Source organism: Kribbella sp. NPDC003557, assembly GCF_040610805.1.
Classification (GTDB): Bacteria; Actinomycetota; Actinomycetes; order Propionibacteriales; family Kribbellaceae; genus Kribbella.
Window position 1 is genome coordinate 54,872 of the sequence record NZ_JBEXMY010000015.1, and the last position, 22,208, is coordinate 77,079.

Here is a 22,208-nt window from a genome sequence, read left to right on the forward strand (position 1 = left end):
GCGCCGACGGGTGTTATAACGTCTCGCCGCCTGGAATCCCAACAGGACAAGGGGTTTGGGCACCCGCTACACTGTTCGAGGTGTCGGGCCGGTGCAAGCCCCGGGTCCCAAAATAAGCCGCTACGAGCGGCCACGCGCCGTGAGGCGCTTCCCGGTCCGGCACCCTCTTCTCCCCCACCTGGCGTTGCTTGAGGCAACGGCTTGTCCCCCGGACGGCCGGTTTCGCCGCCGCCACCCCGCCAGCCCGGCTCAGGGACCGATCGGGGTCACCCCCCTGTCGGGAACGCCCGATCGAGGTCAGACTCGAAGGACAGAGATATCCGAACAGGCTGGGGGCCGTTGGATCGCCGGGAGGGGCGATGGTCGGCATGGTGGGGACCGCGACCGAGGTCGTACAGGCACATGACGTCGTACGGGTGTACGGCGAAGGGGATACGGCAGTCCAGGCGCTGCGTGGGGTCGGCGTCCGGATCGAGCCGGGGCAACTCACGGCGGTGATGGGGCCGTCCGGATCAGGCAAATCGACGCTGATGCACATCCTGGCCGGGCTGGACCGCCCGACCTCGGGCTCGGTGCTCATCGACGGTATCGAGATCACCACGCTCGGTGACGACGCGCTCACCAAGCTCCGCCGGGAACACATCGGCTTCATCTTCCAGTTCTTCAACCTGCTGCCGATGCTCAGCGCCCGGGACAACGTCCTGCTTCCGCTGACGATCGCCGGCACGAAGCCGGACCCGCAGTACTTCGACGACCTGATCGAGCGCGTCGGTCTCACCGACCGTCTCGACCACCGGCCCGCCGAACTGTCCGGCGGCCAGCAGCAGCGGGTCGCGATCGCGCGGGCGCTGGTCTCGCGGCCGACCGTGGTGTTCGCGGACGAGCCGACCGGCAACCTCGACTCCCGGACCAGCGGCGAGATCCTCACGCTGATGCGGTCCTCGGTCGAGGAGTACGGCCAGACGCTGGTGATGGTGACCCATGACGCCCGGGCGGCCGCGCTGGCCGACCGGGTGCTCTACCTGGCCGACGGCCAGATCGTGAAGGAGACCGGCCGGACCAGCCAGCACGAGATCCTGCAGATCATCGACACGCTGGACCTGCAGTGATCAGGTTCGCGCTCCAGGGGCTGCTGGCCCGCAAGCTCCGGACGGCGCTGACCGCGATCGGCGTCGTGCTCGGCGTGGCGCTGATCTCGGGCACGTACGTCCTGACCGACTCGATCACGTCGGCGTTCGATTCGATCTTCACCGAGAACTACAAGAACACCGACGCCGCGATCACCGGGAAGACCGCGTTCGAAGCGGCCGACGACGGCACCGTCGTCACCGCGCCGCCGTTCCAGGCCGGCCTGCTGGACAAGGTCCGCGAGCTGCCCGAGGTCGGCGCGGCGGGCGGCGTGGTCAGCGGCGAGGCGCAGCTGATCGGCAAGGACGGCAAGGTCATCGTCTTCGGCGGCGCGCCGAACATCGGCTTCAGCGTCGATCCCGAGCAGCCGCAGTTCAACTCGCTGACCCTGGTGTCGGGCGGCTGGCCGGCCTCCGGCGAGGTGGTCGTCGACACCCAGACCGCCAAGAAGAAGGGACTCGCGACCGGCGACACAGTCGGTGTGCAGGCCCGCGGCGCGGCCCAGCAGATGCGGATCACCGGACTGGTCGAGTTCGGCGCGGTGTCGTCGATCGGCGGCGCCACGCTGGCCGGGTTCGACCTCGGTACCGCACAGCGGTTGTTCGGCAAGGTCGGCAAGCTCGACCAGATCCTGATCGCGGCCAAGTCCGGGGTCACGCCACAGCAGCTGGTCAGCGCCGTACAGCCGATCCTTCCGGAGGCGACCCAGGTGCGGACCGCCGACGAACAGGCCGCGGAGGACGCCGCCGGGACGACGACGTTCCTCAACTTCCTCCGGACGTTCCTGCTCGTGTTCGCCGCGATCGCGCTGTTCGTCGGGTCGTTCGTGATCGCGAACTCGCTGGCCATCACGATCGCCCAGCGCACCCGCGAGTTCGCCACCCTGCGGACGCTCGGCGCGTCCCGGCGGCAGGTTCTCGGCTCGGTGGTGCTGGAAGCCTTCGTCACCGGCCTGGTCTCGGCGATCGCCGGCCTGTTCCTCGGGCTCGCGATCGCGACCGGGCTGTTCAAGCTGTTCGACGCGATCGGTTTCACGCTGCCCAACAACGGTCTGGTCTTCGAGACCCGGACGATCGTGGTCGCGCTGCTCGTCGGCGTCGTGGTGACGACCGTCGCGAGCCTGCGCCCGGCGTGGCGGGCGACGCGGGTGCCGCCGATCGCGGCGGTCCGCGAGGGCGCGGTCCTCGCCCCCGGACGGCTGCACCGCTACCGTCCGGTCGGAGCGGCGCTGCTCGCGGCCGCCGGCATCGCCTGCGTCCTGGTCGGCTTGTTCGCGGACGGCCTGAAGACGAGCACCCTGCTGTCACTGCTCGGCGCGGGCGTGCTGCTGCTGTTCATCGGGATCGCCGCGTTCTCCTCGCGGCTCGTCCGTCCGCTGGCCGCGGTATCGGATCCGGTCGCGCGCTGGTCGGTCGTCGTACTGACGGCTCTGATCTGGCCGATCGTGCTGGTCCCGATCTGGGCGATAAAGCGGCTGTTCGGGCGGCGCGCGGAGCTCCCGCGCATCCTGCCGGACCGGCCGGCGGTGGCGATCGGCGGCCAGAACAGCCGGCGCGATCCGCACCGGACCGCGTCGACCGCCGCCGCGCTGATGATCGGGCTCGCGCTGGTCACGCTGGTCGCGACCCTGGGCGCCGGGCTGATCAAGCCGTTCGAGGACGCCGTCGACCGGATCTCCAGCTCCGACTACGCGATCACCGCGCAGAACAACTTCAGCCCGCTGCCGCCGGCGGTGGCCGAGAAGGCTGCGGAGGTGCCGGCGGTCAAGGAGGTGACGAGCGTCCGCGGCGGCCAGGCGCAGGCGTTCGGCAAGACGATCTCGATCACCGCGATCGATCGGACGGCGCCGCAGCTGCTCAGCTTCGACTGGCAGGCGGGCTCGCAGGCGTCGCTGGCCGAGCTGGAGCCCGACGGCGCGATCGTCGACTCCGACTACGCCAAGGAGCACGGTCTGGGGCTGGGGTCGGCGATCACCTTGCAGATGGTGACCGGCAAGCAGTTGCCGTTCCAGGTGCGCGGGATCTTCAAGCCGCCGGCGGGTGGTTCGCCGTTCGGCAACGTGACGATCTCGACGGCCGCGTTCGACTCGGCCACGCCGCAGCCGCAGAACATCTACACGTTCCTCACGATGCAGGGCGGGGTGACGCCCGAGAACACCGCCACGTTGAACGCGGCGATGAGTGCGTTCCCGAACGCCAAGGCGGTGACCATCGAGCAGTTCAAGGACGCCCAGACCGACAGCATCAAGAGCCTGCTCAACGTGCTGTACGTGCTGCTGGCGCTGTCGGTGGTGGTCAGCCTGTTCGGCATCGTCAACACCCTCGTGCTGACCGTGTTCGAGCGGACCCGGGAACTCGGCATGCTGCGCGCGATCGGCCTGACCCGAGGTCAGGTGAAACGCATGATCCGCCAGGAAAGCGTGATCACGGCGCTGATCGGGGCGGTGATCGGCATCGTCCTCGGACTGGTGCTGGCCTCGCTGCTCGCGGCCCGGCTCGAGGAGATCTCGTTCACCGTGCCCGGCGGCCAACTGGTCATCTTCGCCGTCCTGTCGATCGTCGTCGGCATCTTCGCCGCCATCTGGCCCGCCCGCCGCGCGGCCCGGCTCAACCCCCTGGAGGCCTTGCAGTACGAGTAGTTCTACCCAAGAGGCCTAACCCCCGGCGCTGCTAGCTTCGCTGACCGTGAAGCGGATTGCGGTTGTCGCGACGGTGCTCGTGCTCGCCGGATGTTCGACGGTCGACTCGAAGGACATCCGGACGAGCGGGATCACGGCCAACTACGTCGTCACGCTGCCGGAGACGGCCGAGGTCGCGAACGTGAGCGCGTCGTACCGGGTCGGCACGCTCACGTTCGTCGAGCTGGGCGACGGCGAGTCGGTGCGCTCGTCCGGGGGTGGAAAGGAGGTCGAGCTCAAGCGTCATCACGCGGCCGGCGTCACGGACTACAGCGGTCAACTGGACGGCGTGGTGCAGGCGGGGACGGAGATCACGTTCGACCTCACTCGCGGGATGGGCGACGACTCGGCACCGAGCTCGACGGTGAGACTTCCCGAGAGGGTCCGTCTTGCTGCTCCACTGGCCGGTGCGACGTACTCTCGGCGGGTTGCGATTCCGGTCCGCATCGACAGTCGGCCGTCCGAGCTTCCGTCCGTCCTGACCTGGGCCGGCGAATGCATCCTGACCGACAGCCTGGAGCTCGTGCCTGGGCGGACGTCGGCCACCATCCCGGCTGGATCGATCCGTCCGTCTCAGACGACTCCGACTCCCGGCGTCAAGCCGCCCGCTACGTGCCCGGTCAACCTGACTCTCACCCGGCGGACGGAAGGCACGCTGGACAAGACGTTCAAGAACGGCCACATCACCGCGGAGACTGAGTCGGTGCGGCGCATTAGTTCTGTGCCGTAGGTGCGTCAGCTGTGGCCAGGCGGTTGCAGGCGTGGGTTGGCAGTGGCAGAGGAGTTTGCGGGGCACGGGTGATAGCGCCCGGGCGAGTGGGGGCGCAGGAGTGCGCGGCAGCCGTGTACGACGGATGCGGGTCAGACGTCAGCAGGTACGACGGCTGCAGGCACCACGCTCGCCGTACAACGCCGGGCGGTAGGACGCCAGGAAGCGCGGCGGCGGGTACGACTCCAGCCGGCAACGCGCCAGCACGTACGACCGCCGCAGGTACGACGCGAGGACGTATGACAGTTCCCGGTACGACGCTAGGACGTACGGCGGCGACGCGTACGACTCTTGCCGGTACAACGCCAGCACGTACGGCGCCAGCAGGCACGACCGCTGCCGGCACCGCGGTTGCAAGTACGACTCCAGCCGGCAACGCGCCAGCACGTACGACCGGCGCAGGTACGACGCGAGGACGTGTGACAGTTGCCGGCACGACGCCGGGACGTACCGCGACAGCCAGTATGGCGACAGCGGGTACGACTCTTGCCCGTACAACGCCAGCACGTACGGCGCCAGCAGGCACGACGGCAGCCGGCACGGCGCCGGTACGGCACTCGCAAGGTACGGCGACGGCCGGTTAGACGCCGGGACGTACAGCGGCAACGCATACGAGGGCTGCAGGTACGACGCAGGGAGGTACGGCGCCAGCACGTACGACCGCTGCAGGCACCACGGCTGCAGGTACGACGGCCGAGAACGCGCTGCAGGATCTCGACCCGCCGAGTCGTGGATTGAGGTCGTCATTCGACTGTTTTTGCAGCCCTGATCCACGATTCGGCGAATCGGGGTCGAGCCATCTGACACGACTCGGCGACATGGGGTTCGTGGTTTGAAGGGCGAGGTGGCGAGTGACCACGGCTGCGGCGGCCTCGACGCGAGGTTGCAGGTACGGCGTCGGTACCGCGGCTGGTACGGCGGTGGCCTGGGGTCGTGCGTCGACGCCGCGCCGACGGTGAGCGGAGCGCGCGTAGAGGACGCGGGAGGAGCGGAGCGACGGAGCGTCCGCGTAGCACGCGCAGCGAGACGCACGCACGCACGCGCGGCAGCGCGCAGCAAGCGGGCGGAGCCCCGCAGGTAGCGCGTGGCAGCGCCCAGAGCGCGGCGGCAGCCCGCAACAACCGGCGATAGCCGGAACTCCGGGCGCAAGCCGAAACCACCCGGCGCCAGCCGGAACCCCGGGCGCAAGCCGAAACCACCCGGCGCCAGCCGGTACCCCGGGCGCAAGCCGAAACCACCCGGCGCCAGCCGGAACCCCGGGCGCAAGCCGAAACCACCCGGCGCCAGCCGGAAACTATGCGCCGGCGCCAGCCGGAGGGTGGGTGGGAGCGCGCGTAGCAGGCGCGGGAGGAGCGGAGCGACGAGCGCCGGCGTAGCACGCGGGGGGGCCTTACCTGCGCAGTACGCCGGGGCTTACCTGCGCAGTACGCCGGCGCCTTACCTGCGCGGGCGCCGGGGCGGTACCAAGCACCTGAGCGTCATCGGTGGGCTGCTTTTCGGCTACCTTCGCGAGGACGTGGGTATGTCTGGGGCAGACAGCCTCAGGGACGTCCCGCCCATGACCCCTCCGGAAGGAACCCCTCATGCGCCGCCTTCCCCGCGCACTGCTGCCGTGCGCGCTGATCGCCGGACTGCTGCTTCCGGCCGCCCCGGCCGCCGCTGCTCGTGGTGAGTTCGACATCCAGGCTCACCGCGGTGGGCTCGGGCTGACCGTGGAGAGCACGATCGCGTCGTTCTCGCACGGGTTGCAGCTCGGTGTCAGCACGCTGGAGCTCGACGTGCAGATCACCCAGGACGGGTACGCCGTCGTGACCCACGACCGCAAGGTCGACGGCAAGAAGTGCCGTGACACGGCGCCGTACACCCCTGGCGACCCCGAGTACCCGTACGTCGGCAAGTTCGTCAACACGCTCTCGCTGCAGCAGGTGAAGCAGCTGGACTGCGGCTCGCAGACCCTGCCGAACTTCCCGGCGCAGCAGCCCGACCCGGGTGCCCGGATGCCGGAGCTGCGGGACGTGTTCGCGCTGGTGCACCGCTACCGCGCGTACGGCGTGAAGCTCAACGTCGAGACCAAGGTCGAGGCGGGCGCACCGTCCGAGACCGCGCCGCGCGAGCAGTTCGTCCAGGTGGTCGCCAGTGAGATCCGCAAGGCGAACATCGCCCGTCAGGTGACGATCCAGAGCTTCGACTGGGGTTCGCTGATGCGGATGCGCGAGGTGATGCCGCAGCTGCCGCTGGTCGCGCTGGACAACTTCGACTTCCTGCAGATCGGCAAGCCCGGGAAGTCGCCGTGGCTGGGCGGGATCGACATCGACGATTTCGGCGGTGACCCGATCAAGGCGGTGAAGTCGTTCGGCGCGTCGGCGATCTCGCCGGTCGACGGTTTCCCGCAGGGTGGCAAGATCTCCGACCCGGCGTTCCGGCCGTACTTCACCAAGGCCACCGTGGACGCGGCGCACCAGGCCGGGCTCAAGGTGATTCCGTGGACGGTCGACGATCCGGCCACCATGCAGTGGTTCGTCGACCAGGGTGTCGACGGGATCATCAGCGACTACCCGGACCGGGTGCGCGACGTCGTCCGGGCCAACCACCTGAAGCTCCCGAAGTCGTACGACGCCCCGGCCGTCCGGGCGCTGCCGTCGGCACACGCGCACAACGACTACGACCACCGCCGGCCGTTGCAGGACGCGCTGGACCGTGGCTTCAACAGCGTCGAGGCGGACGTCTGGCTGATCGACGGTGAGCTGCGGGTCGCCCACGACCTGGAGGACGCGAAGCCCGGCCGTACCTTGGAGAGCCTGTACTTGAAGCCGCTGGCGGACCGGGTCCGCGAGAACCACGGCGAGGTCTACAAGCGCGGCGGCGGGTTCCAGTTGCTGATCGACATCAAGAGCGACGGACCGTCGACGTACGCCGCGGTGGACAAGGCGCTGGCGCAGTACCGCGGGATCAGCACGATCTTCGTCGACGGGCGGGTGTTCGAGGGCGCGGTCACGTCGGTCATCAGCGGCAACCGTCCGCTGGACGTGATGAAGGCGCAGAAGGTCCGCTACGCCGGGTACGACGGACGCCTCGCCGACCTGCAGTCCGGGATGCCGGCGTCGCTGATGCCGCTCGTCAGCGACAACTGGACGAACGTCTTCACCTGGCAGGGCGTCGGGCCGATGCCGGAGGCCGAGAGGACAAAGCTGCACGACATCGTGGTGACGGCCCACCACGCCGGGTACAAGGTCCGCTTCTGGGCGACCCCGGACGTACCGGGCGCGGCGCGCGAGGCGCTCTGGCGCGAGCTGGTCGCTGCTGACGTCGACTACGTCAACACGGACGACCTGCACGGCCTGGAAGACTTCCTCCGCGGCTAGGGCTTGACCTCCGTGAGGGCGACGAAGTCCTCGCCCTCACGGAGGGCCCTGCGCTGCTTCACGGCACCGTTGCCGTCGGTCAGCGCACGCTGGATCCCCCCAGCGACAAGGTCGACCGCGCCGAGTTCTTGCAAGGCAGGCGTCGCATGGCGTTGCAGCCGTTCCAGGACCTGTGCCATCGGGATCGACTCGGCCGTCAGCACGTCCAGCCCGTCCCCCGTGACACCGTCCCGCGCAGCCAGCCAGTACGCCGCACGCAGCACCTCCGGCTCCAGCTTCGGGCCCCGGCCGCCATCCTCGAGCGCGATCATCACTACAGCGCGCACCAGCGTCGCCAGCAGCACGGTCTCGTCCACCGTGAGCGGGATGTCGCTCACCCGCACCTCGACCGTCGGCAGGTGTGTGGACGGCCGGATGTCCCAGTAGACCATCTGCTCGTCCATGAGAGTCCCGGCCGCCAGTTGCATCGCGACCAGGGCCTCGTAGTGCTCCAACGACTCCAGGTACGGCGGTGGGCCGGCGCACGGCCAGCGGGTGGTCATCAGCCACCGCCAGCTCGCGAAGCCGGTGTCCTGGCCGAGGTAGATCGGTGAGTTCGCGGTGAGAGCGAGCAGTGCCGGCAACCACGGACGGAGGTGATTGCTGACGCGGACGGCTGTCTCTTTATCCGATACATCGACATGGACATGACAGCCGCACACGCCCTGCTCCCGAGCCAGCAGGCCCCACCGCTGCGCCAGTTCCTGGTAGCGCCGCTTCCTGGTGATCGCCTGCGCTGCCCGGCCGTGCGGCGGTACGCCGATCGCCAGCAGCCGGGCGCCCTCGTCCGCGGCCGCCAGCGCGAGCTTGCCGCGCATGCCCGACAACGCGGTCCGCAGCTCGGCGGCCGATTCGCAGACCGGGGTGTTGATCTCGACCATCGCGCGGGTGAGTTCGAGGGTGACGTCGAGGTCCTGCACGTCCGCCACGACGGCCTTGCTCCGTGGCAGCGGGTCACCGGTCGCGGACACGAGGAGTAACTCTTCCTCGACCCCGAAGGACGGATGTTTCACCCTGCACCGGTACCCGGTCGCTAACCAGTTAGGCTCTCCGGCGTGAGTCTGCCAGTAGTCACCGCGACCCGGTACGTGCTGCCGCTGCGGGAGGGAGGATCGCTGCCCGGTGTTGTCGAGGGCAACGATCTCGGGACGTACGTGATCAAGTTCCACGGCGCCGGCCAGGGCCCGAAGGCGCTGGTCGCCGAGGTGATCGTCGGCGAGCTGTTCCGCCGGCTCGGGCTGCGGGTCCCGGAGCTGAAACTGATCGAGCTCGACCCGGCGATCGGCAGGTCGGAACCGGACTTCGAGATCCAGGAGCTGCTGATCCGCAGCGCCGGGCTCAATCTGGCCGTCGACTTCCTGCCGGGCTCCTTCGGGTACGACGGGTCGGCCGGCAACCCGGGTGACGACGCGATGGCGCGGATCCTGTGGCTGGACGCGTTCGTGGCCAACGTGGACCGGTCGTGGCGGAACACGAACATGCTCGTCTGGCACAAGAACCTGTGGCTGATCGACCACGGCGCCGCGCTGTACTTCCACCACTCGTGGATGGCGGCGGAGAAGTTCGCTTCCTTGCCGTACGACGCCAACGACCACGTCTTCTCGGTCGCGATGCCGGGCGTGGCGAAGGTGGACGCCGAGTTGGCCGCGGCGATCACCCCGGACCTGCTCACGGAAGTGATCGCGCTGGTGCCCGACGAGTGGCTCGGCGACGGTGACCGTGAGCGGTACCTCGGACATCTGCTGGCACGCTTGGAGAAGCGGGCGGCCTGGGTGCCGGGAGGTCTGCGATGAAGCCTTTCGACTACGTGATCCTGCGGGCCGCGCCGCGCATCCAGCGCGGTGAGTTCATCAACGTCGGCGCGGTGCTCTACTGCCGGGCACTGGACTACCTGGGCGCCGGATGGGACGTGAACGCGGACCGTCTGAGGGCCCTGGACCCAGCAGTTGACGTCGACGTCGTGTGTGCGTCGCTGGACCAGGTGCGAGCGATCTGCGCCGGTGAGGCGGCCGGCGGGCCGGCGGCGGGCACCTCGATCGGCGAGCGGTTCCGGTGGCTGGCGGCGCCGCGCAGCACCGTCGTCCATCCCGGTCCGATCCACAGCGGGCTCACCGAGGACCCCGCCGCGGATCTGGAACGGTTGCTGGACTCCTTCGTGCGTTAGCCCAGCGCCTTGGACACCACGTCACGCGCCTGCGTGAACACCTCGTCCAGGTGCTCGGCGCCCTTGAACGACTCGCCGTAGATCTTGTAGAGGTCCTCGGTCCCGGACGGACGGGCGGCGAACCACGCCGACTCGGTGGTGACCTTCAGCCCACCGATCGCGGCGCCGTTCCCGGGAGCGTGCGTCAGGCGATCCACGATCGGCTCCCCGGCCAGCTCGGTCGCGGTCACCGCATCGGGCGACAGAGCGGCCAGCTGGGCCTTCTGCTCGCGCGTGGCCGGCGCGTCCACCCGCGAGTACGCCGATGCGCCGAACTGCTCCACCAGCTTGGCGTGAGTCACCGACGGCGTCTCACCGGTCACAGCGGTGATCTCACTCGCCAGCAGCGCCAGCAGGATCCCGTCCTTGTCAGTGGTCCACACCGTGCCGTCGAAGCGCAGGAAGCTCGCCCCGGCCGACTCTTCGCCGCCGAAGCCGACCGAGCCGTCCACGAGACCCGGCACGAACCACTTGAAGCCGACCGGCACCTCCCAGAGCCGACGGCCCAGGTTGCCGACCACGCGGTCGATCAGCGACGACGACACGAGCGTCTTGCCGACGGCGACGTCCGGACCCCACTGGCGGTTGCTGAACAGGTACGAGATCGCGACCGCCAGGTAGTGGTTCGGGTTCATCAGCCCGGCGTCCGGCGTGACGATGCCGTGGCGGTCGGCGTCCGCGTCGTTCCCGGTCGCCACGTCGTACTTGTCCCGCTGCGCGACCAGCGAGGCCATCGCGTACGGCGAGGAGCAGTCCATCCGGATCTTGCCGTCGTGGTCCAGCGTCATGAACGACCAGGCCGGGTCGACCCGCGGGTTCACCACGGTCAGGTCGAGGTGGTGCCGTTCGGCGATCGCGGCCCAGTAGTCGACGCTCGCGCCGCCGAGCGGGTCCGCGCCGATCCGCACCCCGGCGTCGCGGATCGCGGCCAGGTTGAGCACCGACGGCAGGTCGTCGACGTAGTGCGCGACGAAGTCGTAGTCCCCCGCGTCCTGACGGGCCTGCTCGAACGGCGTGCGGCGGACCTCGCGGTTGCCGCCCGCGATCAGCTCGTTGGCCCGGTTCGCGATCCAGCTGGTCGCGTCCGAGTCGGCCGGGCCGCCGTGCGGCGGGTTGTACTTGATGCCGCCGTCGCGCGGCGGGTTGTGGGACGGCGTGATCACGATGCCGTCCGCGCCGGCGCCGGCGCCGCGGTTCAGCCGGAGGATCGCGTGCGACACCGCCGGGGTCGGCGTGAGCCGGTCGGCGCTGTCCACGAGCGTCTGCACGCCGTTACCGGCCAGCACCTCGAGCACCGTGCGCCAGGCCGGCTCCGACAGACCGTGGCTGTCCCGGCCGACGAGCAACGGTCCTGTCGTGCCCTGACCGGCCCGGTACTCGCAGACAGCCTGGGTGATCGCCAGGATGTGCGCCTCGTTGAACGCGGCGTCGAGGCTGGAGCCCCGGTGGCCCGACGTACCGAAGACGACCTTCTGGGCCGGGTTCGCCACGTCCGGGGTGAGGTCGGCGTACGCCGCCAGCATGGCGTCGACGTCGACGAGGTCCTCGGGTTGTGCCGGCTGGCCTGCGCGTGGGTGCATGACCACATGCAATCACAAGACGGTCAGCCGCTGTACGGCGTGAGCAACTGGTCGACCGGCGCGTAGTCGTCGGTCAGCACCGGCGCGTCGCCGACGAAACCGTCCGGCCGGTCGAGGACGTCCAGCGAGGGCCCGAGCTGACGCTCGATCGCCGCGGACTCGATCGGCCGGTCGGCGGCGGCGACCACGAAGTTGCCGCCGCTGCGGCCGGACAGCTCGTCCTTGCGTGCGATCACCGCGACGTACGGGAAGACGGCCTGCGCGGTCTTGATCTCGGCCTTCAGGAATTTCGCGTCGCCGTGGTCGATGACGTTCATCAGGTAGAGCCCGTCCGGCCGCAGCACCCGGCGGACATCGGAGATCACTTCGCGCGTCGTCAGGTGCCACGGCACGGACAGGCCGCTGAACGCGTCCATCAGGACCAGGTCCCGGCTGTCCGTCGCCTCGTCACGGACACCCAGCCGGCCGTCCTTCACGGTCACGGCGAGCTCGGGTCCGGGGCGGACGCCCAGCTCGCGCTTGTCGAGCTCCACGACCGCCGCGTCGATCTCGTACACCTGGTGCTTGCTGCCGGGCCGCGTCGCCGAGAGGTACCGCGTCATGGTCATGCCGCCGCCACCGATGTGCAGCACGTCCAGCGGCCGGCGCTCGGCCCAGGTGCCGTTGATCGCGGCCGCGAAGCTCTTGATGTACTCGAACTCCAGGTACGTCGGGTCGTCGAGGTCGACGTACGAGTGCCGCAACTGGTCCAGGTACAGCGTCCGGCCGCCCTCCCGGTTCGGGTCCGCGACAACCCGGGCGCAGTGGTACGCCGTCTCGACCTCACATGGGCGCGGCGCCACCACGGTCAGCGTGGCGCCGATGACTGCCACGGCGACCGGCTTGACCGCTGCCTGCATGCCACGCAGCAGGAAGGTCAACACGGCACCGGCAACCACCAGCGCGGCACCCAGCGTCAGGACGATCGTGCTGATCGGGATGGTCGCCACGAACAAGAACCCGGTGAGCACAGTGCCGACGATGCCGCCGACCGTCGCGTACGCGGACAGCCTGCCGACCACCGTGCCGGTCTGGCTCAGCGTGTCCAGCCGCAGCTTGGTCACCATCGGCGTGACGGCCGACAGGAGTGCTGCCGGCGCGAACAGCGTCACGGCGAGCACCAGGAACACCAGGTCGGCCGCGCCGCCCCGGAGCGCCTCACCGGTCCAGCGGACGACCGGGAGGATCACCATCACCAGGGCGCCGCCCAGCAGGAACAGCGGACCGAGTGTCCGCTGCGGCGGAACAGCGTCCGCGAACCGTCCACCGAGGGCCGCACCGGTCGCGATGGCCGCCAACGCGACGCCGATGACCGCGGTGTTCGTCTCCAGCGTCAGCCCGATGTACGGCGCGACCAGCCGCAGCGACACGAGCTCCAGCACCATGACGGCCGCCGAGCTGCCGAACGCCAGCCAGATCGCCAGTTTCTGGCCCACCGGCCCGCGCATGTCCACCGCTTCACCCTATAGAACGGCTACGACTGATCCAGCCGGGCGATCAACGTCTTCGGAGCGATCTGGCGGTACGCGGTCTCCACCAGGTCCTCGAAGTGGCCCCAGTCCACCTCGACGTCCAGGTAGACCCCGAGCCAGCCGCGGTGACCGACGTACGGCGGCCGGAAGAAGTGCTCAGGGTCGTCGGCGACCAGCGCCTCCTGCACACCGGACGGCGCGGCCATCCAGACGCCGAGGCGGTCGTCGTGGTGGTGGTCGGCGTACATGACGAACGTCTTCTTGTCCCGGACGAACCACGTCGGCTCACCGTGACTCGGTCGCTCGGTCACTTCGGGCAGTGCGAGGCACAGGCTGCGTACTCGTTCGAGAACATCCATCCACTCAGTGTCGCGGACCAGGGATCACCACGCCGGTTTCATACGCGTAGACGACCGCCTGGGCCCGGTCACGGAGGTCCAGCTTGGTCAGGATGTTGCTGACGTGGGTCTTGACGGTCTGCTCGGCCAGCACCAGTTCGTCGGCGATCTGCCGGTTCGACAGCCCCCGCGCGACCAGCCGCAGTACGTCGGTCTCGCGCGGCGTCAGACGGACCGGTGTTGCCGGTACGACGGGTTGCGCGCGAGCGAAGTCCTCCACCAGACGGCGGGTCACGGACGGCGCCAGGAGCGCGTCACCGGCCGCGACGACGCGGACCGCGGCGGCCAGCTCGTCCGGTGTGGAGTGCTTCAGCAGGAAGCCGCTCGCGCCGGCGCGGAGGGCGGCGTACACGTAGTCGTCCAGGTCGAACGTCGTCAGCATCACGACCCGCGGCGGCTCCCCCGGCGTCGAGCCGGCCAGGATGCGCTGCGTGGCGGCGAGCCCGTCGAGCACGGGCATCCGGACGTCCATCAGGATCACGTCCGGCGTCAGCTCGGCCGCCAGCTCGACGGCCTGCGCGCCGTCACCGGCCTGTCCGACCACCTCGATGTCCGGCTGAGCGTTCAGCAGCGCACCGAATCCGGCCCGCACCATCTCCTGGTCGTCAACCACCATGACCGTGATCGCCACCCGCCACCTCCTCTCCCACCGGGATCAACGCGTGCACCAGATAACCGCCTTCCGGGGTCGGGCCGGCGGTCACCGTCCCGTCGAGGAGCGCCACCCGCTCGCGCATACCGGTCAGCCCGTGCCCGGTCCCCGGAGCCGGGACGACGGACCGCGGCGGTTTCTCGTTCTGCACCGTCACCTCCAGCTCGCGCGCACTACGCCGTACCGCCACGTGCACCGAGGCGTGTAGCGCGTGCCGCACCGCGTTGCTGAGGCCTTCCTGGACAACGCGGTACGCCGTGAGCTCGACAGCTGGATCGAAGCCGGTCGGGACCTCACCCACCAGTTGCACGTCTGCTCCAGCACGCCGCGTGCTCTCAACAAGCTCGGCCAACTGCTCCAGCCCCGGCTGCGGGCCCAGCTCCCCTGTCTGCTCGACCGGCTCCCGCAGCAGTCGCAGTACGCGCCGCATCTCGGTCAGCGAAGCCCGTGCTTCATCCGCGATGCCCGTGAACTCTGCACGGACGGCGTCCGGTACGTCGGGCAGCCGGGCCGGCGCGCTGTCCGCCCGGACCACCACCACGGACAGGTGGTGAGCCACGACGTCATGCAGCTCGCGGGCGATCCTGGCCCGCTCCTGCAGCCGCTCCCGCTCGGCACGCTCAGTCCTGCTGATCGTCTCCTGCTCGGCCAGCCGACGACTCGTCTCGCTGCGGGACCGGAGCAGGTCGCCGACCACCACAGCAGCTGCCGACAGCACCGCCATGGTGATCAGACCGCTCCAGCTGCCGCGGTCCGGCGCCAGTTCGATCGAGACGATGCCCACTGCCTGAGTCGCCACCCACCAGCCGACCAGCTCCCGTCGGCCGAGTCCACGCGCACCTGCGATCGCAAGGACGAACGAGTGCCCGAACGCCGCCGTCGTACCCCACGGCCACGGTTCGCTGGAGCTGATGGACGTCGTCAGCGCGGCCGTGACGGCAGCTGTCACGAGTGAGACCACCACCGCCAGCCGGGGCCGCAGCCACGCCAGGCCGAGCGCCAGCGCGCGTGCGATCGCCAGGGCGAACACAGCCCCGAGCGGTACGTGGTAGTGCTGCCCCAGGTCCATCACGGTCAGCACAAGCAGCGCTGCGACCCCCAGGCCGGCGACCCACGCCCAGCGGCGGCGCGGCCACCCGTTCGGAATCTGCACGGTTGGACCCTACTCACAGTTGCTGCAGCCAGGACCAGAAAAATGCCAGGCTGCCCGCCGCCAATACGATAGTTGCCGGAAGCACCCACCTGCGCGAGCCCTCGACCAGCAGTGCATGCAGGGCCGCGATGCCGCGCAGTACTGCCAGGAGGATGGCAAGGCACGGCACCGCGATCAGGCCGTGGACGGCCCACGCACCGGCGCGTGTCGGGCCGCCCCAGGTTCCTGGCTCGACGGGGCCGTGCTCGACGAATCCCCAGAATGGTCCGCGCACCACGGCCAGCACCGCCAGCATCATCAGGAACCAGCTCGCGAGGCCGAGCACCGCGGTGAGCAGCCCGTACCCGAACATGCGAGCACTACTGGCCGGGCGCGTCTTCAGGCGACGCGCCGCGGTCGCTTCCTCCCCCAGGATCGCGTCCGCCATCGCCAGGATGCCGACAGGCACCAGCGAGGCGCCGTACCGCAGTGAACGAACCAAGCCCTGGATCGCGCGGTGTCCGGCCGCCGGGCGGGTCAGTACGTCGCTCATATCGTCATCTCCTCGGTCTCAAGTCCTGAGATCGAGGCTAGGAATACGCGGCGCCCGGCACCTCCCGCCGTGGAGCCGTTCCGGGACCAGTACCCGGGTAGGGGGTCGATGTGACTCAGGTCACAGTGACCACAATGCGTGTCCCGACGTTACACGGTCAGTGCCGAACAGCCCGCAGGGCTCGCTTCTGCTGCTGACGGCGCGTCCAACAGGAGGTATCCGGACACCATGCGCATGCAGAACCTGGCAGTGACCGCCACGCTGATCCCGGTCTTGCTCCTCGCCGGCTGCGGCACCGACGGCGGCGTCGCCGCGGCCGCTCCCGCGGCTCAGAAGGCGACCCGGACCACGACCGTCGACGAGGCCGTGGGCTCCGACGACCCGGTGCTGAACGCCTACTACGGGTACCGCGTCGCGCTCGACGTGATGATGCGCAGCGGCGGCGCGAAGACCAAGCAGCTGGAGCCGGCGATGACGCCGAAGATGTTCCAGGCGATCAGCGCGCAGGCGAAGTACTTCCGGACCCGCAAGCTGCGCAACACCGGCAACACCAAGGTGCTCTGGGCGAAGCGCACCCTGGCGTCGAACGGCGTCATCGTCAGCGCCTGCTACGACACCTCCGCCGCGCGCACCGTCAATGTCCGCGGCCGCGGCGTCCTGCCGAACACCACCCCGACCCGCTGGCTCGACCAGATGCGCGTCCTCAACCAGCAGGGCCGCTGGATCGTCGACGGCGGCACCACCACGCCGAACGCCTGCTGAAACTCTCGGCTTGATGCCAGTGGGATCACGATCGCGTGGCCGCTGGGTTCCGCCGGGCCGGCCTGGGAAGACTTCGCCGTAAGTGCCGGCTAGGTCGAGGGGTCCGCCGATGATCGACACGAGTATTGGACGGTGGCTCCCGTTCCTCGGGCGCCGCCGGATGCCGGAATCGCTGCGGCCGCGCGGGACGAGTTCACGGGTCAGCCGGCTCGCCGCGCAGTACGACGCCGACGTCGACGCGGCACTGCAACGTCTCTGGCCGAAAGCCCGGATCTACCACGATCGCGAGTTCACCCGGGACCGCGCCGACTTCCTGCTGGTGGTCCGCGGCCGCGGCGTGATGATCGAGACGAAGGTCAAGAGCGACCCCGGCCTGTTCCGCGGCTCCACGCTCCCGCCACTGCTGGACCGGCTGCAGCGCGACGGCCGCCGCCTCGTCGTCCTGGTGAACCAGGGCGACCCCACACCCGCCCGGGACCTGATCACCACCAAACTCGGCGACAAGGGCCGCATCCTCGTCTGGTCCGGCCCGCACCACGACAACGACCTCCGCCAGGCGGTCGAGTCCCTCCTCCAGCAAACCACCCGCCACGCCTGACCCCGGACACGCGCCGGGGACCTTGAACAGGTCATCGCCTGTCCAAGGTCCCCGTTGGCTGTCAGAGGTCGTCAGGCGTTCTTGATCGCCGAGACCTCGAGCTCCAGCGTGACCTTCTCGCTGACCAGCACGCCGCCGCCCTCGAGCGCCGCGTTCCAGCTGACGCCGAAGTCCTTGCGGTTGATCACGACCGAGCCCTCGAGGCCGAGCCGCTGGTTGCCGAACGGGTCGGTCGCCGTACCGGTGTACTCGAAGGTGACGTCGACGGACTTGGTGACGCCGCGGATCGTCAGGTCGCCGGTCACCACGAACTCGGCGTCACCGGCCGGCGCGATCGCCGTCGACACGAAGGTGATCTCCGGGTTCTCGTCCATCGCGAGGAAGTCGTTGCTGCGCAGGTGCTCGTCGCGCTGGCTGTTGCGGGTGTTGATGCTCTTGGCCTGGATCGTTACCCGGCCGGACGAGTTCGCCGGGTTCTCCCCGTCGATGTGGAACGAACCCTCGAACTCGTCGAAGGCGCCCCGGACCTTGGTCACCATCGCGTGCCGGGCACTGAAGCCGATCCGGGTGTGCGAGGCGTCGAGGGTGTAGTCACCGCTGAGGGCGGCGTACTCGCTGGACATCGCGGATTCCTCCAGGAAAGTAGTTGAACTTTAGACAGTACAGATTTCACCCTTCCGGCCCGGATGTCCACTCCCCCTCCCGCGTGTCCGAGTCGTGGACGCGACCCTGACCGCAGAACGGACCACCGGACACCGCGCGGACCGTTGCCCGTAGCAACAGAGTTAACCGGTTGCGCGCCGCGCGGGCGAGCTTGTCTCATAGGTGGCCGGAGATCGGAGGACCGTCGTGGAACCGCTCAGCGCCGAGGACGTCAGGCGCTCGTTCGTCAATTCGTCCAAGAGCCAGATCAAGGCGATGGCGCTGCCGCCCAGGTTCGCCGAGCTGCCCTGGGAGTCGCTGGACTTCCTCGGCTGGCGCGACGGCAAGGCGCCGAACCGCGGCTACCTCGTCGTCCGGCGCGACGGCGGCGTGACCGGGATCGCGGTCAGCACGCAGACGTCGGGCGCGGCGCGCCGGTTCGCGGGCCTGTGCGACCTGTGCAACACCGCCCACCACGTGAGCGACGTGGCGTTGTTCGCGGCCCGGCGGGCGGGATCGGCCGGACGGGAGGGGAACACCGTCGGCCTGTACATCTGCGCCGACCTGGCCTGCTCGCTGTACGTCCGCGGCCTGAAGGAGCTCGACCTGCCCCAGGGCGAGACCGCGACCCCGGAAGTCCGCGCGGAACGACTCGCGACCCGCCTGGAGGCTTTCGTCCGCCGCGTCTGTGCCTGACACTACGCTGGTACCGAACAGTCGGCCTCGGAGTACCAGGGAGAGCGCGATGACCGAGTTCCGGATCACGCACGAGATCCACAAGACGCATCCGGACATCCGCGAGCGGCTCACCGCCACCACGATCGAGGCGATCAACGAGTCCAGCGCCCGCTCCGCCGACGACGCGGCCCGGGTGCTGCGCCACAAGCTCGCCGAGATCAACGTCCAGATGAGCGAGGACGCCTGCCTGGCCGCGATCGAACGGATCCGCTCGGGCAAGCAGCTCCGCTTCGAGGTCGAACCCGTCCCTGAGGAGGAGTGAGCGGCCGCCTCAGATCGGCACGGTGCCCGGCGTGCCCGGGTCCAGCCAGGTGAGCTCCGGCCCCGCGCCGGCGAAGGCTGCCTCGATCCCGTCGCGACCTTGCTGGAAATGACTCCAGCCCTCGTAGTGCACCGGTACGACGGTGCGCGGCTTCACGAGCGAGCACAGCTGTACGCCGTGCTCGCCGGTCATCGTGTACCGCAGCGGTCCGGTGACGCCGAACCGCACACCGCCGAGATGCAGCAGCACGGTGCCCACGTCGAGCCGGGCGCCGACCTGCCGGATGCCGCCGTACAGCACCGAGTCGCCGGTGATCCACAGGGCGCCGTGCTGCTGCCCCGGCCAGCGCAGCGCGAAGCCGATGACGTCGCCGGTGATCCTGCCACTGAGCGGCGGACCGTGGCGGCACGGCGTGGCGACGATCTCCAGCGGCGGCCGGCCGCGGTGGCGCAGCGTGTGGACGGACCACGGGAGCAGCCCGACCGCGCCGTCGCCGAGCCGTGCGGCACCGGCCGCGGTGGTGATCACCGCGCCGGCCGACGGCAGCAAGGCCCGGCCGGCGTCGTCCAGGTTGTCCGCGTGCTGGTCGTGGGTCAGCAGGACGGCGTCGATCGGCGGCAGCTCGCCGACCCCGATCGCCGGACCGGCCAGCTTCCGTGACGCCGTCCCCCAGCCGAACATGTACCGCCGGCCCGGCGGGTCGAACGTCGGGTCGGTGAGCAGGTTCCAGCCGTCGACCTCGATCAGCGTCGTCGGCCCGCCGATGTGGGTGATGCGCGCCTGGCTCACGACGAGTGCTTCAGCGCCCAGTCCAGCACGTCGTCCGCGATCTGCTCCCACCCCGCCTGCGCGGGGAGCAGGTGCGCGTACCCGTCGTACTCGCGGATCTCGGTGATCGTGTCCGACTTGTAGTGCTTGGCGTTCGAGCGTTGCACCTCGGGCGGCATGATGTGGTCCTCCGAGCCGGACACGAACAGCAGCGGCGCCCGTGCGTCGTTGCGGTAGTCGACCCAGGTGTCCTGGTGACCGGGCTGGAAGTTCGCCAGCACGCTCCCCCACAGGATCCCGCCGTTCGCCGGGATCGCGTAGCGCTCGTACAACGCGCGCGCCTCGTCCTCGGCGAACGTGTTGGTGAACGCGTACTTCCACTCCTCGAAGGACAGCGGGACCGCCTTGTGCCGGTTCGCCGGGCTCTTCAGCACCGGGAACGTCGACTTCACCTGTGACAGCGGCACCACCCGGACGCCCTCGGTCGGCGCCGAGTTCATCGCCACCCCGGCCGCGCCGAAGCCGTGGTCGAGCAGGATCTGGGTGAACGCCCCGCCGGCCGAGTGGCCGATGATGATCGGCGGCGTCGGGAGCTCGCGGATCACCGACTCGAAGTGCTCGATGATGGCCGGCACGGTGACCTCGAGGATTGGTTCGGGGTCCGCGTTCAGCGACTCCACCTCGACCTCGAAGCCCGGGTATCCCGGGGCCAGCACGCGGAACCCGCGAGCCTCGTAGTGGGTGATCCAGTGCTCCCAGCTTCGCGATGTCACCCAGAAACCGTGGACCAGCACGATCGTGTCGGCAGGCATGGTCGCAGCTCCTTCCGTCCGTCGGATCTGGCGAAACCGTAGCTGTGCCGATCGCGTGCTCCCTAGACTGTGCCTGCACGGATCTGGGCTGTGAGTGCACAGTTCGCCCACCAGATCCCAGGGGTGGGAGGGGCGAGATGGCCGTGCTGCTGGACACCGCCGGTCTGCCGCGGCGGGACCGGACCGAGGCGTTCCACGCGGCGATGATGTCGGCCAGCGTGCCGTCGCGCGTCGAGCACGAGGATCCGGGTGGTGACGTCCGCGCCCGGATGGACTTCTGGCGACTCGGTACGCCGGACCTGTTCCGCAACGAAGGCTCCGGCATCCGTCTCGTCCGGACGCCGAAACACGTCCGCATCGGCGGACCGGAGCGCCTCGCCCTCGCGGTCCAGGTGGTCGGGACGGGGCTGTTCGCCCAGGGCGGCACCGACCAGCGGGTCCGGACCGGTGAGCTGATGCTGGTCGACCTGACCGCGCCGTACGACTTCGCCTGGAGCGGGCACGGCGCGTCGCAGGCGTTCCAGATCGACTACGCGGACCTCGGACTGAGCGTCGAGACGATCCGCGCGGCGGCCGCGCGACTGCCGAGCAGCCCGGTGTACGAGCTCGTCCTGCATCACCTGACCGCGCTGCCGGGGATTCTCGAGTCGCTGCAGGACTCACCGTCCGCGGACATGGTCGGCGCGGCCACCACCCAGCTCGTGCGCGCGCTACTGACCTCCGCCGCGGAGCACGACGCCGAGCCGCGCGCGATGGCCGACGTCCTGTTCTCCCGCATCACCTGGTACATGCGCCGGCATCTCACCGACCCCGCGCTCGGTCCGGCCCGGATCGCGGCAGCACACAACGTGTCGGTCCGGTACCTCTACAAGTTGTTCGCCGAGCGGCACCGCAGCCTCGAACAGTGGCTGATCACCGAACGCCTCGACGGCGCCGCCCGCCAACTGACCGATCCGGCGAGCGCGCAGCTGCCCATCGCGGCGCTCGCGGCCCGGTGGGGCTTCGACGACGCCGCCCATTTCACCCGGCGCTTCCGCCAGGCGTACGGCGTGACGCCGCGGGAATGGCGCCGGCAGACCGGCAGGTAGGGTGCGGGCGTGGAGCTTGCTGATTTGGGACGCCGGGTACACGCCACCGCGCATCTGACCGGGGAGTTCCAGCTCCGGTCCGGGCAGACGACGACGGAGTACTTCGACAAGTACCGCTTCGAGGCCGACCCGGTGCTGCTGGACGAGGTGACCGCGGCGATGGTCCCGCTGATCCCGGAAGGCACCGAGGTGCTGGCCGGCCTGGAGATGGGCGGCATCCCGGTCGTCACGGCCCTCGGGCGGCACACCGGCCTGCCGTGCGCCTTCGTCCGCAAGCACGCGAAGCCCTACGGCACCTGCCGCCTGGCCGAGGGCGCCGAGACCAAGGACCGCCGGGTCACGATCGTCGAGGACGTCGTCACCACCGGCGGCCAGATCGTCCTGTCCACCCACGAGCTCCGCGCCCTGGGGGCGACCATCACTGACGCGGTCTGCGTCATCAACCGCAACCCCACCACTCCGGCACCCCTCACCGAAGCCGGTCTGACCCTCCACGCGCTGCTGACCCCGGAGCACCTGCGCCCGACCGCCTGA

The 22,208-nt window shown here is 69.8% G+C and carries 23 protein-coding genes; 12 read left to right on the forward strand and 11 right to left on the reverse strand.

Going from position 1 to position 22,208, the window contains the following annotated elements; translation table 11 throughout:
• Nucleotides 1-359 precede the first annotated feature (359 nt).
• From ABZW60_RS40105 to ABZW60_RS40115, 3 genes are read left to right on the forward strand one after another with little or no spacing between them, the layout of a single operon-like run.
• Nucleotides 360-1,109, forward strand: a complete 750-nt coding sequence (locus ABZW60_RS40105; RefSeq protein ID WP_355485906.1) for an ABC transporter ATP-binding protein — start codon at nt 360-362, stop codon at nt 1,107-1,109.
• The gene (locus ABZW60_RS40110) at nt 1,106-3,766 is read left to right on the forward strand and encodes an FtsX-like permease family protein (protein WP_355485907.1); all 2,661 of its coding nucleotides are present in this window, start codon (nt 1,106-1,108) and stop codon (nt 3,764-3,766) included. Before ABZW60_RS40105 ends, ABZW60_RS40110 begins: the two co-directional genes overlap by 4 nt.
• Nucleotides 3,767-3,812: 46 nt before the next feature.
• Entirely contained in the window at nt 3,813-4,535 is a 723-nt protein-coding gene (locus ABZW60_RS40115) for a hypothetical protein (protein WP_355485908.1), read from the forward strand.
• Nucleotides 4,536-4,673: 138 nt separating this feature from the next.
• Here the strand turns inward: ABZW60_RS40115 and ABZW60_RS40120 are convergent, their stop codons facing one another.
• Nucleotides 4,674-5,321, reverse strand: a complete 648-nt coding sequence (locus tag ABZW60_RS40120; RefSeq protein ID WP_355485909.1) for a hypothetical protein — start codon at nt 5,319-5,321, stop codon at nt 4,674-4,676.
• A gap of 836 nt (nt 5,322-6,157) precedes the next feature.
• Here ABZW60_RS40120 and ABZW60_RS40125 point away from each other — a divergent pair.
• The gene (locus ABZW60_RS40125) at nt 6,158-7,936 is read left to right on the forward strand and encodes a glycerophosphodiester phosphodiesterase family protein (RefSeq protein ID WP_355485910.1); all 1,779 of its coding nucleotides are present in this window, start codon (nt 6,158-6,160) and stop codon (nt 7,934-7,936) included.
• Here the strand turns inward: ABZW60_RS40125 and ABZW60_RS40130 are convergent.
• On the reverse strand, nt 7,933-8,988 hold the full coding sequence (locus tag ABZW60_RS40130; RefSeq protein WP_355485911.1) for a glutamate--cysteine ligase: 1,056 nt from the start codon (nt 8,986-8,988) through the stop codon (nt 7,933-7,935). The genes ABZW60_RS40125 and ABZW60_RS40130 overlap by 4 nt on opposite strands.
• 42 nt (nt 8,989-9,030) lie before the next feature.
• On the opposite strand from ABZW60_RS40130, the gene ABZW60_RS40135 reads away from it, so the two are divergent.
• Nucleotides 9,031-9,768, forward strand: a complete 738-nt coding sequence (locus ABZW60_RS40135; protein WP_355485912.1) for a HipA family kinase — start codon at nt 9,031-9,033, stop codon at nt 9,766-9,768.
• On the forward strand, nt 9,765-10,139 hold the full coding sequence (locus tag ABZW60_RS40140) for a DUF3037 domain-containing protein (protein ID WP_355485913.1): 375 nt from the start codon (nt 9,765-9,767) through the stop codon (nt 10,137-10,139). The genes ABZW60_RS40135 and ABZW60_RS40140 overlap by 4 nt, the downstream gene beginning before the upstream one ends.
• On the opposite strand, the gene pgm is transcribed toward ABZW60_RS40140, so the two are convergent.
• Genes pgm through ABZW60_RS40170 form a run of 6 tightly spaced genes read right to left on the reverse strand, consistent with a single transcriptional unit; the run spans nt 10,136 to nt 16,004 of the window.
• A complete protein-coding gene (pgm, locus tag ABZW60_RS40145; protein WP_355485914.1) occupies nt 10,136-11,758 on the reverse strand; it encodes a phosphoglucomutase (alpha-D-glucose-1,6-bisphosphate-dependent) in 1,623 nt (540 codons plus the stop codon). The two genes, ABZW60_RS40140 and pgm, sit on opposite strands and share 4 nt — an antisense overlap.
• A 23-nt stretch (nt 11,759-11,781) precedes the next feature.
• Nucleotides 11,782-13,245, reverse strand: coding sequence for a fused MFS/spermidine synthase (locus tag ABZW60_RS40150; protein ID WP_355485958.1), 1,464 nt, complete (start codon nt 13,243-13,245; stop codon nt 11,782-11,784).
• 26 nt (nt 13,246-13,271) lie between these two features.
• The gene (locus tag ABZW60_RS40155; protein ID WP_355485915.1) at nt 13,272-13,628 is read right to left on the reverse strand and encodes an MmcQ/YjbR family DNA-binding protein; all 357 of its coding nucleotides are present in this window, start codon (nt 13,626-13,628) and stop codon (nt 13,272-13,274) included.
• A gap of 4 nt (nt 13,629-13,632) precedes the next feature.
• Nucleotides 13,633-14,298 carry a response regulator transcription factor gene (locus tag ABZW60_RS40160; RefSeq protein ID WP_355485916.1) on the reverse strand — a complete coding sequence of 222 codons (666 nt, stop codon included), beginning with the start codon at nt 14,296-14,298 and terminating at the stop codon, nt 13,633-13,635.
• Nucleotides 14,273-15,472 carry a histidine kinase gene (locus ABZW60_RS40165; protein WP_355485917.1) on the reverse strand — a complete coding sequence of 400 codons (1,200 nt, stop codon included), beginning with the start codon at nt 15,470-15,472 and terminating at the stop codon, nt 14,273-14,275. Before ABZW60_RS40165 ends, ABZW60_RS40160 begins: the two co-directional genes overlap by 26 nt.
• A gap of 13 nt (nt 15,473-15,485) precedes the next feature.
• Complete coding sequence (locus ABZW60_RS40170) at nt 15,486-16,004, reverse strand: hypothetical protein (RefSeq protein ID WP_355485918.1); 519 nt, start codon at nt 16,002-16,004, stop codon at nt 15,486-15,488.
• Between the two features lie 228 nt (nt 16,005-16,232).
• On the opposite strand from ABZW60_RS40170, the gene ABZW60_RS40175 reads away from it, so the two are divergent.
• Together ABZW60_RS40175 and ABZW60_RS40180 are read left to right on the forward strand one after the other, a co-directional pair.
• Complete coding sequence (locus ABZW60_RS40175) at nt 16,233-16,766, forward strand: hypothetical protein (RefSeq protein WP_355485919.1); 534 nt, start codon at nt 16,233-16,235, stop codon at nt 16,764-16,766.
• 109 nt (nt 16,767-16,875) lie between these two features.
• Nucleotides 16,876-17,364, forward strand: a complete 489-nt coding sequence (locus tag ABZW60_RS40180; protein ID WP_355485920.1) for a hypothetical protein — start codon at nt 16,876-16,878, stop codon at nt 17,362-17,364.
• A 71-nt stretch (nt 17,365-17,435) separates the two neighbouring features.
• Here ABZW60_RS40180 and ABZW60_RS40185 read toward each other — a convergent pair whose 3' ends face one another.
• Complete coding sequence (locus ABZW60_RS40185; protein ID WP_355485921.1) at nt 17,436-17,987, reverse strand: YceI family protein; 552 nt, start codon at nt 17,985-17,987, stop codon at nt 17,436-17,438.
• A gap of 226 nt (nt 17,988-18,213) precedes the next feature.
• Between ABZW60_RS40185 and ABZW60_RS40190 the strand changes: the two genes are divergently transcribed.
• A complete protein-coding gene (locus ABZW60_RS40190; protein ID WP_355485922.1) occupies nt 18,214-18,702 on the forward strand; it encodes an FBP domain-containing protein in 489 nt (162 codons plus the stop codon).
• Between the two features lie 49 nt (nt 18,703-18,751).
• Nucleotides 18,752-19,006, forward strand: a complete 255-nt coding sequence (locus tag ABZW60_RS40195; protein WP_355485923.1) for a hypothetical protein — start codon at nt 18,752-18,754, stop codon at nt 19,004-19,006.
• A 9-nt stretch (nt 19,007-19,015) separates the two neighbouring features.
• Here ABZW60_RS40195 and ABZW60_RS40200 read toward each other — a convergent pair whose 3' ends face one another.
• Both ABZW60_RS40200 and ABZW60_RS40205 read right to left on the reverse strand, forming a co-directional pair.
• The gene (locus tag ABZW60_RS40200; RefSeq protein WP_355485924.1) at nt 19,016-19,795 is read right to left on the reverse strand and encodes an MBL fold metallo-hydrolase; all 780 of its coding nucleotides are present in this window, start codon (nt 19,793-19,795) and stop codon (nt 19,016-19,018) included.
• The gene (locus tag ABZW60_RS40205; RefSeq protein WP_355485925.1) at nt 19,792-20,586 is read right to left on the reverse strand and encodes an alpha/beta hydrolase; all 795 of its coding nucleotides are present in this window, start codon (nt 20,584-20,586) and stop codon (nt 19,792-19,794) included. Before ABZW60_RS40205 ends, ABZW60_RS40200 begins: the two co-directional genes overlap by 4 nt.
• Before the next feature lie 137 nt (nt 20,587-20,723).
• On the opposite strand from ABZW60_RS40205, the gene ABZW60_RS40210 reads away from it, so the two are divergent.
• Both ABZW60_RS40210 and ABZW60_RS40215 read left to right on the forward strand, forming a co-directional pair.
• Entirely contained in the window at nt 20,724-21,674 is a 951-nt protein-coding gene (locus ABZW60_RS40210; protein ID WP_355485926.1) for a helix-turn-helix domain-containing protein, read from the forward strand.
• 9 nt (nt 21,675-21,683) lie between these two features.
• Entirely contained in the window at nt 21,684-22,208 is a 525-nt protein-coding gene (locus tag ABZW60_RS40215; protein ID WP_355485927.1) for a phosphoribosyltransferase family protein, read from the forward strand.